The sequence below is a fragment of the Streptomyces sp. 2P-4 genome (genome assembly GCF_030167965.1).
Classification (GTDB): Bacteria; Actinomycetota; Actinomycetes; order Streptomycetales; family Streptomycetaceae; genus Streptomyces; species Streptomyces globosus_A.
Genome location: NZ_CP095011.1, coordinates 4,440,167 through 4,454,546, shown reverse-complemented (window position 1 = coordinate 4,454,546; position 14,380 = coordinate 4,440,167). Strand labels below are relative to the sequence as shown.

Annotated in this window: 11 protein-coding genes; 4 read left to right on the top strand and 7 right to left on the bottom strand. The window is 73.2% G+C overall.

Annotated features, from left to right (window positions below; genetic code table 11):
• Positions 1 to 324 precede the first annotated feature (324 nt).
• Positions 325 to 582: an Rv3235 family protein gene (locus tag MUK52_RS19665; RefSeq protein WP_502963585.1), complete on the top strand. Its 258-nt coding sequence runs from the start codon at positions 325 to 327 to the stop codon at positions 580 to 582.
• Between the two features lie 113 nt (positions 583 to 695).
• Here the strand turns inward: MUK52_RS19665 and secA are convergent, their stop codons facing one another.
• On the bottom strand, positions 696 to 3,488 hold the full coding sequence (secA, locus tag MUK52_RS19660; RefSeq protein ID WP_114057760.1) for a preprotein translocase subunit SecA: 2,793 nt from the start codon (positions 3,486 to 3,488) through the stop codon (positions 696 to 698).
• Between the two features lie 227 nt (positions 3,489 to 3,715).
• Here secA and MUK52_RS19655 point away from each other — a divergent pair, with 227 nt between their 5' ends.
• Both MUK52_RS19655 and MUK52_RS19650 read left to right on the top strand, forming a co-directional pair.
• A complete protein-coding gene (locus MUK52_RS19655; protein ID WP_114057761.1) occupies positions 3,716 to 4,315 on the top strand; it encodes a GNAT family N-acetyltransferase in 600 nt (199 codons plus the stop codon).
• A gap of 9 nt (positions 4,316 to 4,324) precedes the next feature.
• Complete coding sequence (locus MUK52_RS19650; RefSeq protein WP_284578715.1) at positions 4,325 to 5,500, top strand: winged helix-turn-helix domain-containing protein; 1,176 nt, start codon at positions 4,325 to 4,327, stop codon at positions 5,498 to 5,500.
• A gap of 57 nt (positions 5,501 to 5,557) precedes the next feature.
• Here MUK52_RS19650 and MUK52_RS19645 read toward each other — a convergent pair whose 3' ends face one another.
• The 6 genes from MUK52_RS19645 to mtrA form a co-directional block, all read right to left on the bottom strand.
• Entirely contained in the window at positions 5,558 to 6,259 is a 702-nt protein-coding gene (locus MUK52_RS19645) for a response regulator (RefSeq protein ID WP_114057763.1), read from the bottom strand.
• A 220-nt stretch (positions 6,260 to 6,479) separates the two neighbouring features.
• Complete coding sequence (hpf, locus tag MUK52_RS19640; RefSeq protein WP_114057764.1) at positions 6,480 to 7,178, bottom strand: ribosome hibernation-promoting factor, HPF/YfiA family; 699 nt, start codon at positions 7,176 to 7,178, stop codon at positions 6,480 to 6,482.
• A 346-nt stretch (positions 7,179 to 7,524) separates the two neighbouring features.
• Positions 7,525 to 8,268, bottom strand: a complete 744-nt coding sequence (locus MUK52_RS19635; protein ID WP_284578708.1) for a ComF family protein — start codon at positions 8,266 to 8,268, stop codon at positions 7,525 to 7,527.
• A 73-nt stretch (positions 8,269 to 8,341) separates the two neighbouring features.
• Entirely contained in the window at positions 8,342 to 10,234 is a 1,893-nt protein-coding gene (locus MUK52_RS19630) for an LpqB family beta-propeller domain-containing protein (RefSeq protein WP_246042708.1), read from the bottom strand.
• Positions 10,224 to 12,197 (bottom strand): MtrAB system histidine kinase MtrB, encoded by a 1,974-nt coding sequence (gene mtrB, locus MUK52_RS19625; RefSeq protein ID WP_174250469.1) that lies wholly within the window; start codon positions 12,195 to 12,197, stop codon positions 10,224 to 10,226. Before mtrB ends, MUK52_RS19630 begins: the two co-directional genes overlap by 11 nt.
• Positions 12,198 to 12,201: 4 nt before the next feature.
• The gene (gene mtrA, locus MUK52_RS19620) at positions 12,202 to 12,891 is read right to left on the bottom strand and encodes a two-component system response regulator MtrA (RefSeq protein ID WP_189812656.1); all 690 of its coding nucleotides are present in this window, start codon (positions 12,889 to 12,891) and stop codon (positions 12,202 to 12,204) included.
• A gap of 236 nt (positions 12,892 to 13,127) precedes the next feature.
• On the opposite strand from mtrA, the gene MUK52_RS19615 reads away from it, so the two are divergent.
• Positions 13,128 to 14,375 carry a DUF7847 domain-containing protein gene (locus MUK52_RS19615; protein ID WP_284578702.1) on the top strand — a complete coding sequence of 416 codons (1,248 nt, stop codon included), beginning with the start codon at positions 13,128 to 13,130 and terminating at the stop codon, positions 14,373 to 14,375.
• Positions 14,376 to 14,380: the final 5 nt, after the last annotated feature.

Sequence of the window (14,380 nt, the reverse complement as noted above, 5' to 3'; positions counted from 1 at the left end):
GGGCGGGGGCGTAAGGGGCGGGAGGGGTGCCCCGGCCACCCGGATAGGTGAACCCGCGGGGTGCCCCTCCGGGGCGCCGCCGGGCGTTGCGGAGCGTGGCGGGGCGGACATAGAAGATCACCGACCAGGTTACCGCCCGGTACCCGCCGGGCCCGGCCACCACGGGGACACCATGACCGCACGGACCGCGCACACCACCAGGCCGCCCGCCCGCCGCGACCGGCGCGGCCCCGCCCCGCCCGCCCCGCACGGCCCGTACGGCCCCGCGGCCCGCACGACTGGTTCGCGGAGCAGCTGCTCGCCGTCGTCTCCGGCCAGCGCCCCGTGCACTCCCTGCTCGGCCTGACCGTCGGACCGGCCTACGACCAGCTCGTGAGCCTCGCCCCCAGCGGCCCGCTGCGCCGCCGCTTACGGCCCGTCCTGCGCCACTGCGGCCGCTTCCACCCCGGGCCCGGGGTCATCGAGGCCTTCGCCCGCATCGCCACCGGCGAGCGGGTCTCCGCGATGGCGTTCCGCCTGGAGCAGGGCCCCGACCTGCGCTGGCGGTGCGCCGCGGTGGAGATCCGCGGCCCGCGGCCGTGAGCCCCGCAGGCCGGCCGGCGGCACCCGCCCGCCCCCGGAACGCCGCCGGGGCCGGACTCCGCGCGTACGCGGTGTCCGGCCCCGGCGGGAGCCGCCCCTGTCGGGCGGCTCCCCTACTTCTTGCGGCGGCGGCCGCCGGCCGCCTTCTGCGCCTTGCGGCGCTCGGCGCGCGTCATGCCGTCGCCCGCCTGGCCGTCGGAGTCGAAGTCGCCCTCGACCACACCGCCCTCCCCGTCGACCGTCGGCGCCGAGAAGTGCAGGCGGTCCGGCCGCTGCGGGGCGTCCAGGCCCTTCGCGCGGATCTCCGGGCGGGCCCCCGCCGGCTCCTTGGCCAGGGACGGCGCCGCGTCCTGCACCGGCACCTCCTCGACCTGCTGCTCGACCTGGACCTCCAGGTTGAACAGGTAGCCGACGGACTCCTCCTTGATGCCCTCCATCATGGCGTTGAACATGTCGAAGCCCTCGCGCTGGTACTCGACCAGCGGGTCCTTCTGCGCCATGGCCCGCAGGCCGATGCCCTCCTGGAGGTAGTCCATCTCGTAGAGGTGCTCGCGCCACTTGCGGTCCAGCACCGACAGCACCACGCGCCGCTCCAGCTCGCGCATGATGTCCGAGCCGAGCGCCTTCTCGCGCGCCGCGTACTGCTCGTGGATGTCGTCCTTGACGGACTCGGCGATGAACTCGGCGGTGATGCCGGCCCGGTCGCCCGCCGCGTCCTCCAGCTCCTCGATCGTGACCTTGATCGGGTAGAGCTGCTTGAACGCACCCCACAGCCGGTCCAGGTCCCACTCCTCGGCGAAGCCCTCGACCGTCTCGGCCGCGATGTACGCGTCGATCGTGTCGTCCATGAAGAAGCGCACCTGCTCGTGCAGGTCCTCGCCCTCCAGGACGCGGCGGCGCTCGCCGTAGATGACCTCGCGCTGGCTGTTGAGGACCTCGTCGTACTTCAGGACGTTCTTGCGGGTCTCGAAGTTCTGGGTCTCGACCTGCGACTGCGCCGAGGCGATGGCGCGCGTCACCATCTTGTTCTCGATCGGCACGTCGTCCGGCACGTTCGCCATCGCCATGACGCGCTCCACCATCTGCGCCTTGAACAGGCGCATCAGGTCGTCGCCCAGCGACAGGTAGAAGCGGGACTCGCCCGGGTCGCCCTGACGGCCGGAGCGGCCGCGCAGCTGGTTGTCGATACGGCGCGACTCGTGCCGCTCGGTGCCCAGCACGTACAGCCCGCCGAGCGCCTTGACCTCCTCGAACTCGGCCTTGACGGCTGCCTCGGCGCGCTGGAGGGCGGCGGGCAGCGCGGCCGCCCACTCCTCGATGTGCTCCTCGGGGTCGAGGCCCTGCTGGCGCAGCTCGGCCTCGGCGAGGTCGTCGGGGTTGCCGCCGAGCTTGATGTCGGTGCCGCGGCCGGCCATGTTCGTGGCGACGGTGACGGCGCCGCGGCGGCCCGCCTGGGCGACGATCGCGGCCTCGCGGTCGTGCTGCTTGGCGTTGAGGACCTCGTGCGGGATGCCCCGCTTGGACAGCTGCCGCGAGAGGTACTCGGACTTCTCGACGGAGGTGGTGCCGACGAGGATCGGCTGGCCCTTCTCGTGCTTCTCCGCGATGTCGTCGACGACGGCGGCGAACTTCGCGACCTCGGTCCGGTAGATCAGGTCGGCCTGGTCGACGCGCTGCATCGGCCGGTTCGTCGGGATCGGGACGACGCCCAGCTTGTAGATCTGGTGGAACTCGGCGGCCTCGGTCATGGCCGTACCGGTCATGCCCGACAGCTTCGAGTACAGGCGGAAGAAGTTCTGGAGGGTGATCGTGGCGAGCGTCTGGTTCTCGTCCTTGATGTCCACCCCCTCCTTCGCCTCGATCGCCTGGTGCATGCCCTCGTTGTAGCGGCGGCCGGCGAGGATACGGCCGGTGTGCTCGTCGACGATCATGACTTCGCCGTCGATGACGACGTAGTCCTTGTCCTTCTTGAACAGTTCCTTCGCCTTGATGGCGTTGTTCAGGTAGCCGACGAGCGGGGTGTTCACCGACTCGTAGAGGTTGTCGATGCCGAGCCAGTCCTCGACCTTCGCGACGCCCGCCTCGTGGATGCCGACGGTGCGCTTCTTCTCGTCGACCTCGTAGTCGCCGGTCTCCTCGATGCCCTTGAGCGGGTTGCCCGGCTCGCCCTTGGTCAGGCGGGTGACCAGCTTCGCGAAGTCCCCGTACCACTTGGTGGCCTGGTCGGCCGGGCCGGAGATGATCAGCGGGGTGCGGGCCTCGTCCACGAGGATCGAGTCGACCTCGTCGACCACGGCGAAGTTGTGGCCGCGCTGCACCAGCTCGTCCTTCGACCACGCCATGTTGTCGCGCAGGTAGTCGAAGCCGAACTCGTTGTTCGTGCCGTAGGTGATGTCGCAGTTGTACTGCTCGCGGCGCTGCGCCGGCGACATGTTCGCCAGGATGCAGCCCACGCTCAGGCCGAGGAACTTGTGGACGCGGCCCATCATCTCGGAGTCGCGCTCGGCCAGGTAGTCGTTCACCGTGATCAGGTGGACGCCCTTGCCGGACAGTGCGTTCAGGTACGCGGGCAGGGTGCCGACGAGGGTCTTGCCCTCACCGGTCTTCATCTCCGCCACGTAGCCGAGGTGCAGCGCCGCACCGCCCATGAGCTGGACGTCGTAGTGCCGCTGGCCCAGGACGCGCTTCGCGGCCTCGCGGACCGTGGCGAAGGCCTCCGGCAGCAGGTCGTCGAGGCTCTCGCCGTCCTGGTAGCGCTGCTTGTACTCGTCCGTGAGCGCCCGCAACTCGGCGTCGGAGAGGTTGACGAAGTCCTCTTCGATGGAGTTGACCTGGTCCGCGATTCGGTGCAGTTTGCGCAGGATCTTGCCTTCGCCTGCACGCATGAGCTTGTTGAAGACGGACACCGAGGTTTGTCTCCTTGCCGGTCGGGCCTGGCACTGGTTCGTACGCGGGCACGGAGGGTGGGCCCCACCGCACCGGCCATCGTAAGCGAGGACCCGGTCGCGTCGGGAGGTCCGCCGTGGCCGCGGGGCTGCAAGCGCCCGGAATGAGAACGTACGGGGGAGCCGGAAGGTGCCGCAGCACGGCAAAACTGGTCGCCACGGCGCGGCGGCGCCAGCAGAATCCGGTCATGGAACCCATCACCCTGAGCACCGACCGGCTGGTCCTGCGCCCCTGGGAGCCCGAGGACGCCGACGCCGTCCACCGCGCCTGCCAGGACCCCGGCATCCAGCGCTGGACCTCCGTCCCCGCCCCGTACGAGATCGGGCACGCCCGCGCCTGGACCGGCGAGATCGCGCCGGCCGGCTGGCGGGAGGACACCGAGTACTCCTTCGGCATCCGCCTCGCCGGCCCCGGCACCCTCGTCGGAGCGGTCGGACTGCATGTACGCGGCCCCGCCGCCTACGAGGTCGGCTACTGGACGGCCGCCGGGCACCGCGGCCGCGGGTACGCCGCCGAGGCCGTCGGCGCGGCCGCCCGCTGGGCCTTCACCGCGCTCGGCGCCGGCCGGGTCGAGTGGCGGGCCGAGGTCGGCAACGCCGGCTCCCGGGCCGTCGCGGAGAAGGCCGGATTCCGCGTCGAGGGCGTCCTGCGGGCCGCCCTGGCGGTCCGCGGCACCTGGCGCGACTGCTGGGTGGGCGGCCTCCTCCCCGCCGACCTCGGCATGGAGTCCGCGCTCCCCCACCTCCCGGCCCGGGGCCACGGACCCGCTGTCAGTACCGCGTCCTAGGCTGCGGCCATGACCACCCCCGCCGCAGCAGCCGTGTCCCTCTCCGCCGACGAAGCCCGCAGGATCGCCCTGCGCGCCCAGGGGTTCCTCGGGGCCCCCGACCGGCGGGCCGGGGTGCGGGGCGTGCTGCGCCGCCTCGGCGCCGTCCAGCTCGACACGATCTCGGTCCTGGCCCGCTCGCACGAGCTCGTCCCGTACGCCCGCCTCGGCGCGGTCGGCCGCGGGACCGTCGAGGCGGCGTACTGGTCGCAGGGCCACGCCTTCGAGTACTGGTCGCACGCGGCCTGCATCCTGCCCATGGAGGAGTGGCCCCACTTCGCCTTCCGGCGGCGCGCCAACCGGGCCCGCGGCCACCGCTGGCACATCCTCGCCGACCAGGACCGCTCCACCCGGGCCGTACGGGACCGCCTCCGGGCGGAGGGGCCGCTGACCTCGACCGGGCTGGGCGGCGCCAAGAACGGCGGCGAGTGGTTCCAGTGGTCCGAGACCAAGATCGCGGTGGAGTGGCTGCTCGACATCGGCGAGGTCGTCTGCACCGAGCGGCGCAGCTGGAAGCGCGTGTACGACCTGGCCGAGCGGGCCGTTCCCGGCGCCCTGTTCCACGACGGACTCGACGACCGGGAGTGCCTGCGCCGCCTGGTCGCGCTGGCCGGGCAGAGCCTGGGCGTCGGCACCCGCGCCGACATCGCCGACTACCACCGCCTCAAGGGCGAGCAGGTCGACGCGGTCATCGCGGACTCGGGCCTGGTCCCCGTCGAGGTCGAGGGCTGGGGCAAGCCGGCCTGGGCGGACCCGGCCGCCCTGGCCGCCGCCCCGCGCGGCCGCCACCGCACCACCCTGCTGTCCCCGTTCGACTCCCTGGTGTGGGACCGGGCGCGCACCGAGCGGGTCTTCGGCTTCACACACCGGCTGGAGGCCTACGTCCCCAAGGCACAGCGGATACACGGCTACTTCGCGATGCCGCTGCTGGCGGGCGGGCGGCTGCGCGGCCGGGTCGACCCGGCCCGCGAGGGCAGCACGCTGGTGGCCCGGCAGCTGTCGCTGACCTCCCCCGGGGACGCCCGGCACATGGCGGCGGCCCTGCGCGAGGCGGCCGAGTGGGTCGGCTGCGACGCCGTCCGCGTCGAGCGCGCGGCCACTCCGCAGGAGGCGGCCGCCGTCACGGCGGAGCTGGCCGCGCTCTGACCGGTGCGCGCGGGCGGCCCCGGGGCTCTCCGGGGCCGCGCCCGGCAGGCCGCCGTGCTAACGGATCTCCAGGATCTTCTCGCGCATCGCGTACACGACCGCTTCCATCCGGGAGTGCAGCTGGAGCTTCTCCAGGATGTTGCGGACGTGGTTCTTCACCGTGTTCTCGGAGATGAACAACTCCTTGGCGATGTCCCGGTTGTTCATCCCCGTCGCGACCAGCTTGAGGACCTCCAGCTCGCGGTCGGTGAGCCGCGGCGCCGGGACCAGCCGGCGCTCGTCGGTCCGCTGGATCATCGACTTGAACTCGGTCAGCAGCTTCGACGCCATTGAGGGGCTGATCTGCGACTGCCCGTCCGCCACCGCGCGGATCGCGGTGGCCACCTCGTCCGTGGAGATCTCCTTCAGCAGGTAGCCCGTCGCCCCCGCCTTGATCGCGTCGTAGAGGTCGGCCTCCTCGTCGCTGATCGTCAGCATGATGATCTTCGCGGAGGGGGCCACCTCCTTGATCGAGGTGCATGCCTCGATCCCGCCGCGGCGCGGCATCCGCACGTCCATCAGCACGATGTCCGGCAGCAGGTCCGCCGCCTTGTCCACCGCCTCCGCGCCGTCCCCGGCCTCGCCGACGACCTGGATGTCCTCCTCGTGCGCGAGGACGATCTCCAGCCCGCGCCGGAACAGGGCATGGTCGTCGACGACGAGCACCCGGATCGGCTCACCGCCGTCTTCGCCGCGCTCCGGCCCGAAACCGTCCGCCATCGTTCCTCCCCCTGCACGTACCGAGCTGCCGGCCAACGCCGCGGGCAGGCCCGCGGGTTGACTGCCCGCCATGATTCCATGCCCGCGGCCCCCGGCGCGGGCGCCCGGACGGCGACCGGCGCATACCGGTCATCCGCAGCCGGGCCGCCCGGTCACGGCGGTGCCCCCGCCGGACACCGAGGCGTCCGGCGGGGGCACCGCGCGGAAATCCGGTGCGGCCTCAGCCGCCGAGCGCGCCGCCCGCGCCCCCTGCACCGGCCTCGCCGTTGCTGGAGGCCTGGTCGGAGTTGAGGTGGATCACGCCGTAGTCGTAGCCGTGGCGCCGGTAGACGACGCTCGGCATCTTGGTGTCGGAGTCGACGAACAGGTAGAAGTCGTGGCCGACCAGCTCCATCTCGTACAGGGCCTGGTCGAGCGACATGGGTGAAGCCGAGTGCGTCTTCTCGCGGACGATGAGCGGGCCTTCGCCCTGCACCTCCAGCGATCCGATGCGGGTGGTCGGGATCGCGTCCGCCTCGTCGGCGGAGACCGGCTGGCCGCTCCCGTTCAGGGTCGCGGCGTCCGGCACCGCGTCGGCGACTTCGGCCGCGGAGAGGCGGCCTGCGCCGCGGCGGCTGTGCCGCTTGTCGTGCTGCCTGCGCAGCCGGGACTCGAGCTTCTCGTGTGCGAGGTCGAGCGCCGCGTACGGGTCGGCCGCGGCGGCTTCCGCACGGATCACCGGTCCGCGCGAGCGCAGGGTGATCTCCACACGGTCGGAACGGTCGGCCTGGCGCGGGTTGTGCTCCTTGGACACCTCGACATCCAGGCTGATGACCTTGCCGTCATACTTCTGGATCTTGTCCACGTTGAGCTTCTCCGCAACGTGCTTGCGGAACCGCTCGGGCACCTCGGTCTTGCGGCCCTTGACGACGATGTCCACGCAGAACTCCGTTCCCGGATAGCTCCGCCTCGCGGCGAAGCGTCTCCCTTTCGCACCAGGCTCCGGTGTTCACCGGAGCCTCGGACTTGGCGACTTTCACCTCCTCCTCCCCCATCGGCAAGATCTACACCCCACCGACTTCGGAGTCGAGAGACAGCCTCTGACACGAAGATTCAAGACCTGCGAAACGTGCGATCCGGTGCGAATCCCAGGGTCGCCAGTTCCTTACAACCGAACATATCTCTCCAAGACGGTTGTCGGCACCCGCTACCGGAACGTACCTCCGTTCAGGAGCTTTCTCCCTCTCACTACCTGCAACGATGCGCCTTCCCCTGCAGTTCCAAATCTATTCACCCAAGGGTTGGTCTGTCTGTGCAAACGGCGGGATTCGTACGAACGCCCCATGCGGAGCGGCCACCACGGCCGCCCCCTGCGCCTCGCCCAGGCCCGCCCCCGCGAGGGCCCGCGCCGCCTCGGCGAGCGTCGCCCCCGTCGTCGCCACGTCGTCGACCAGCACGATCCGCGCCCCGGCCGCAAGACGCCCCGCGCCCCGGCACACCCCGAGCGCCCCGGCCAGGTTCGCCCGCCGCTCCCGGGCACCCAGCCCGGCCTGGTCGGCCACCGGCCGCACCTGCCGCAGTACGGGCGCCACCCGCGCGGCCACCCCGGCCCGCCGCAGCCGCCCCGCCGCGGCCAGCGCGGTGCGCCGCACCGGATCGTGCCCCCGCGCCCGTACCTGCGCCCGCGCCGACGGCACGGGGACCAGCACCACCCCGGGTGCCGCCCCGGCCGCAGACTGCGGCAGCGCCGCGCGGACCGCCCCGGCCAGCGCCCCGCCGAGCGGCCCGGCCAGCGGCAGCGCCCCGCGCTCCTTGTGGGCGAGCAGCACGGCCCGTACGGGGCCCCCGTACGCGGCGGCCGCGTACACCGCGGGCAGCCCCGGCGGGCAGCCCGCCGGAACGACCCGGCCGGCCGGGCCCGCGGCGAGCGCCCGCGCGCATGCCGCGCACAGCACCTCCCGCGCCGCCCCGCAGCCCGCGCAGCACGGCGGCAGGACCAGGCCCGACAGCTCCCGCCACCACGCGCGCATGCCTCCACGGTGCCGGGCAGGACGCCGCTCCGCCACCCCTGTGGACAACGGTACCGGTCAGCCGGTCAGCCGGTCAGCCCGGGTACACCGGGGCCCGGCCGAGCGCGATCGTGCGCCACTGCGCGCCCGGCGGCAGCCACACGATGCCGTCGTCCTCGGACCAGGCCACGACCGGCTTCTTGTCGTCGTCCGCGGCGGCCACCGCGATCAGCCCGGTCGCCCCCGGCAGGCTCGCCGCGACCATCGAGCCGTCCGCCAGCATCGAGCGGGCCTGCACGACGCCGCCCTTCTCCCGGCCCACCACGAGCAGCCGCCCGCGCGGCGCCCAGCTCAGCGCCGTGACGTCGGCCATCTGCGGGGCCGCCGGGCGCAGTTCCCGCACCGTCACCGGCGGCGCGGCCGCCACCGCGGGCTTGCCGCCCTCGGGCCGCTCGATGCGCCCGATGTAGAGGCTCTTGAGGTTGCCCTTCTGCACCAGCAGCGCGAGGCGCACCCCGTCCGGGGCGGCCCTCACGGCGGTGATCCGGCCGTCCAGCCCGGCCACCTCGACCTTCTGCGCGACGGAGGTCCCCGCCGGCACCCGGTACAGGGCCGGCGCCTGCGGGTCCTGGTCGGCGACCCACACGTCGCCGGCCGCGTCGAAGCTGGGCGTGCTCAGCCCGTTCGGCTTGGCGCCCTTGGCGGTGAGCACCGGCGCCGGCATCGGCCCGGCGGTCGTCAGGTTGACCAGGTACATGCCCCGGCCGTCCTCGGAGACCGCGGCCGCCCGCTTCTCGTCGTACGAGACCGCGGCCGAGGCGGCCTTGAACGCCGGGCTGCCCGACAGCGGGCCCGGCACGGGCTCGGCCCGGTACTGCTGGTCCTCGCTGTTGACGTCGAGCTTCATCCGCACGAAGCGGCTCTCGGCGTCGACGTAGTACTGGTAGTCGGGGCTCGGCACGCGGTGCGCGATGGCCGAGGCGCCCGCGTCCGTCACCGAGCACAGCAGGGAGCGGTCGGAGCGCAGCAGCTCCACCCGCTCCAGCCGGGACGCCGCCAGTTCCTTGACGGTGAACAGCATTTGCGTGGCCATCTTCTGGCACTGCGGCTGCGCGACGTCGTCGACCTTCCGGTTCAGCGGCACACGCAGGACGTTCTGCCCGTCGGTGGCGAGGGACTTGGTGCCCTCGCGCAGCTCCGTCCCCGTCGGGAAGCTCGAAGTGACCACCGGCCCCAGCCACTTGGACGGCCCGGCGAGCAGCGACTGCACCGTCTGCGTCGTGGGGTCCATCCGCGAGTCCGGGTCGCTGCGCTGGCGTACGTACACCGGGTCGGCGACGAGGGTCCCCCCGGCGAAGTAGTACTTGTTCACCGGCATGTAGATGCGCTGGAAGTCCGACTCGCTGAGGACGAGGCTCGCCGGCGGGGTCTGGATCCGCCACTGCTTGTTCTCCTGCACGAGCTGCAGGGTCTCCTCGTAGCGGCTGTCCTCGGGGGCCGGCTGGTACGCGCTGCGCTCGTCCACGGTCGCGAGGCGCTTGCCGGCCATCTTGAAGCGGGGCCCCGGGCCGTCCTTGTCGCCGGGCAGGGAGAAGCGGTCGATGCCCGCCGACAGCACGGTGACGCCTGTGCTGGGCCGCCACGTCCGCGCCGCGTCCTCGGTGAGGTACTTCCGGGCGGTCTGCAGCTGCGGGTCGTCGCTGGTCATGGCCTCCAGGAAGCCGTCGACGATCTCGGTCGGGCCCGCCTTGTCGGCCGGCGGCACACCGAACACCCGCACCTGCGAGTCCACGCCCTGCGAGGCCCGCACCTCGCGGATCTCGCCGCTGACCGGCATGGACGCGCAGCCGGCCAGAAGCAGCACGCCCGCGCCGAGCGCGCAGGCGCGGGCGGCCGCCGGCCGGCGCCCGGTGCGGGCGCCGCCGCGCCCCGCGGGCGGCCCGGCCTCGGCTCGTACGGGCTCTGCGCCCACCGGCTCAGCGTCCACCTGCTCCATCCTCCTGTGCTGCCTGGTCGGCGGGGCGGGCCACGACGCGGGCACCGCTGCCGGGCAGGGCCGTCGGGTCGGCCGGCACCGGCACGGCCCCGCCGACCGGCGGCCGGGGCGGTATCGCCGAGCGGTCGGTGCGCGCGGGCGCCTGCGCCTGCGGCCCCTTCGGCCGGTCGGCAGCGCCGGCCGCGGCGCGGGCCCGGTTGGCCCGCGAGTCCTCGGGCTCCAGCGGGATCGGGGAGCCGCGCAGCGGCTCGTCGGCGGTGCGCGGCAGCGTCAGCCGGAACTGGGAGCCGCCGCCGGGCTCGCCCCAGGCCTGGAGCCAGCCGCCGTGCAGGCGGGCGTCCTCGACGGCGATGGACAGGCCCAGGCCGGTGCCGCCGGTGGTGCGGGCGCGGGCCGGGTCGGCCCGCCAGAAGCGGTTGAAGACACGGGTCGCCTCGCCGGGCTTGAGGCCGACGCCGTAGTCCCGTACGGCGATGGCGACGGCGCCGCCCGCGGAGGCGAGGCGCACCACCACGTCGCGGCCCTCGCCGTGCTCGACGGCGTTGACGACGAGGTTGCGCAGGACGCGCTCCACGCGCCGGGCGTCGGCCTCGGCGATGACCGGCTGGGTGTCGCCCAGCACCCGGATCCGGGTGCCCTTGTGCTCGGCGAGCGGCTCGGCGCCCTCGACGACCCGGTGGACGACGTCGCGCAGGTCGATCGGCTCGGCCTCCAGCGCGGCGGCGCCCGCGTCGAAGCGGCTGATCTCCAGGAGGTCGGCCAGCAGCGACTCGAAGCGGTCGAGCTGCCCGGCGAGGAGTTCCGCGGAACGGGCGGTGACCGGGTCGAAGTCGACGCGGGCGTCGTGGATGACGTCGGCGGCCATCCGCACGGTGGTCAGCGGGGTCCGCAGCTCGTGCGAGACGTCGGAGACGAACCGGCGCTGCATCCGCGACAGCTCCTCCAGCTGCTGGATCTTGCCCTGGAGGCTCTGCGCCATCTTGTTGAAGGCCTCGCCGAGGCGGGCGATGTCGTCCTCGCCGGTGACCTTCATCCGCTCCTGCAGCCGCCCGGCCGACAGCCGCTCGGCGATGCCCGCGGCCATCCGCACCGGGGTGACGATCTGCCGGACCACGAGCCAGGCGATGGCGCTGAGCAGCACGACGACGAACAGGCCGGCGGTGGCGATGGTCGACTTGACCAGGTTCAGCGACTCCTCCTCCTGCGTCAGCGGGAAGAGGTAGTACAGGTCGTAGGGGTCGCCGTTGATGTCGGTGAGCCGCTTCCCGACGACCAGCGCGGGCTCGGGGTCCTTGTCGCCGGCCCCGGCCGTGTACTTGATCTGCGAGAACGTCTTGAACGTGCCGGTGGCGTGGTTCACGGCGTGCCGCAGCGCCGGCGGGACGCTCGCGGTCGGGTCGACGTTGCCGGAGGCGCGGGCGCCCTTGACGCCGGATGCGCCGGGACCGCCGGGCCGGCCGACGCCGCCCGCGGCAGGGCCGCCCGGGGCGCCCGTGCCGACGCCGAGCGCGACCACCTCGAACGCTGTCTGGCCGCCGCTCGCGAGCTGCTTGACCAGCGAGTTCATCCAGGTACTGGCGTCCCGGCCGACCTTGTTGTCGGTGGCGTCGGGGCCGTCGACCGTCGCCGGGGTGTTCGCCTTCTCCTGCGCGACGGCGAAGCCGCCCGCGGCCTGGCTCTGCGCCGCCTCCTCCTTCGCCTCGAGAAGGCCCGTGCTGACCTGCGCGATGACGACGACGCCGAGCGCGAGCACGACGGTCAGCGACATCAGCATGGTCGCGGCGACGACCCGCAGCTGGATGTTGCGCCGCCACAGCCGGACAGCCGGAAGCAGCGGCCGCCGTACGAGGCGTACGAGCAGCCGCAGCACGGGACCGCCGGGCGCTCCGTCCTGGAGCAGCCGGCCGCCCCGCAGGGCCCCCCAGCGGGAGCCGCCCCGCGGCCTGCCGGACATCACGTCAGCTCGGTCCTGCCTTGTAGCCGACACCGCGCACCGTCACGACGATCTCGGGGCGCTCCGGATCCTTCTCGACCTTGGAGCGCAGGCGCTGGACGTGCACGTTGACCAGGCGGGTGTCCGCCGCGTGCCGGTAGCCCCACACCTGCTCCAGCAGCACCTCGCGGGTGAAGACCTGCCAGGGCTTGCGGGCGAGCGCGACCAGCAGGTCGAACTCCAGCGGCGTCAGCGCGATCGAGCTGCCGTCGCGCTTGACGGAGTGCCCGGCCACGTCGATCACGAGGTCGCCGATGGTCAGCTGCTCCGGAGCCGGCTCCTCCGAGCGGCGCAGGCGCGCCCGGATGCGGGCCACCAGCTCCTTCGGCTTGAACGGCTTGACGATGTAGTCGTCGGCCCCGGACTCCAGGCCCACCACGACGTCCACCGTGTCGCTCTTCGCCGTGAGCATCACGATCGGCACCCCGGACTCGGCCCGGATGAGCCGGCAGACCTCTATGCCGTCCCTCCCGGGCAGCATCAGGTCCAGCAGCACCAGGTCCGGTTTGACCTCCCGGAAGGCAGCCAGTGCCTTGTCGCCGTCCGCTACGAACGACGGCTCGAAACCTTCACCACGCAACACGATGCCGAGCATCTCGGCCAGTGCGGTGTCGTCGTCGACGACAAGGACGCGTCCCTTCATGCTTGACATCATCCCATTAGCCAATCGTTACCAGGCGGTGAGCTGCCCCACAGCCAGAATGGCCGGAAACCGCCCCTCGGCCCCGTGTGGAGATCACATCGCCCAGTCTGCCCCGGATCAGGGTGACAATTGAACCCGCAGGCGGCCCGGTACGGCGGGGGACGGCCCGCCCGCACGCTGTTCCCACGTGGCACGATGGCAGCCGACCAGCGCCCCCGCCCCCGGCAGGCACACGTGAAGGAGCGACGATGAACGACTCTCCGGGCTGGGCCGCGCCCGGATCCTCTCCGTCCGACGGCGAGCGGCCCGGCGCACCCGACTCCCCCGGGCCCGGCTCCGACGCCCGGCCCCCCGCAGAAGGCCGCAAGTGGGCCGAGCGCCAGCCGCCTCCCGGCGACTGGCAGAGCCCCGGCGCCCCGCAGACCCCCGAGCCCCCGGCCGGCCCGCAGCAGCCCGCGCCCGGCGGCTGGAACCGCGGCGGCACCGGCCCCGGCAGCCCGTACGGCTACCCCGGCGGCCCCGGCCGGTGGGGCAAGCCCCCGGCCGCCAAGCCCGGCGTCATCCCGCTGCGCCCCCTCGACATGGGCGAGATCCTCGACGGCGCCGTCGCCACCATGCGACGCCACTGGCGCTCCGTCTTCGCGATCACCCTCGTCATCGCCACGGTCGTCCAGATCACCGACGTCCTGCTGAAGAAGTACGCCTTCCCGGCCGTCCCCGTGATGAGCGAGGAGCCGGACCTGCAGGAGCTCGTCGACTCGCTCACCGACACGCTCCTGTCGAGCCTGGGCACCGCCTTCGTCCAGTTCATCGCCGGAATCCTGGCGACCGCCCTGCTCACCATGGTCTTCAGCCGGGCCGTCATCGGCCGCGCCTCGTCCGTCGGCGAGGCCTGGCGCGACGCCCGCCCGCAGCTGCCGCGCCTGGCCGGCCTGGCCCTGGCCATCGGCCTGGGCGCCGCCGCCCTCGCCACCGTGCTGCTCCTGCCGGGCATCCTCACCCGGAGCACCGGCCTGCTCCTGCTCGGCGGGCTCGCCGCCCTGCCGCTGCTGCTCTGGCTCGCGATCAAGTTCACGCTGGCCTCGCCGGCGCTGATGCTGGAGAAGTCCGGCATCGTCACGGCCCTGCGCCGCTCCTCCAGGCTCGTCCAGGGCTCCTGGTGGCGGATCTTCGGCATCACGGCCCTGACCGCGATCATCACGCTCGTCGTGTCGTTCGTGATCCTGACGCCGATCAGCGCCCTGGCGCTGGTCATCGCCGGCGGCCTCGACGGCTTCGACCAGCAGACCCTGGCCACCAGCTGGCCGTTCCTGGTCATCTCCGGCATCGGCGCGGTCATCGTGCAGACGGTCACCATCCCGATGCAGGCCGGCGTCACCGTCCTCCTGTACGTCGACCAGCGCATCCGCCGCGAGGCCCTCGACCTGGAGCTGGCCCGCGCCGCCGGCCTGCACGAGTACGGCACGGACCCCGCGGCCCCGCCCACGGCCGGCTAGCCGCC

Coding starts and splice junctions, on each gene's coding strand:
- MUK52_RS19655 (WP_114057761.1), top strand. CDS start 3,716: ATGGAACCCATCACCCTGAGCACCGACCGGCTGGTCCTGCGCCCCTGG.
- MUK52_RS19650 (WP_284578715.1), top strand. CDS start 4,325: ATGACCACCCCCGCCGCAGCAGCCGTGTCCCTCTCCGCCGACGAAGCC.
- MUK52_RS19645 (WP_114057763.1), bottom strand. CDS start 6,259: ATGGCGGACGGTTTCGGGCCGGAGCGCGGCGAAGACGGCGGTGAGCCG.
- MUK52_RS19635 (WP_284578708.1), bottom strand. CDS start 8,268: ATGCGCGCGTGGTGGCGGGAGCTGTCGGGCCTGGTCCTGCCGCCGTGC.
- mtrB (WP_174250469.1), bottom strand. CDS start 12,197: ATGTCCGGCAGGCCGCGGGGCGGCTCCCGCTGGGGGGCCCTGCGGGGC.
- mtrA (WP_189812656.1), bottom strand. CDS start 12,891: ATGATGTCAAGCATGAAGGGACGCGTCCTTGTCGTCGACGACGACACC.
- MUK52_RS19615 (WP_284578702.1), top strand. CDS start 13,128: ATGAACGACTCTCCGGGCTGGGCCGCGCCCGGATCCTCTCCGTCCGAC.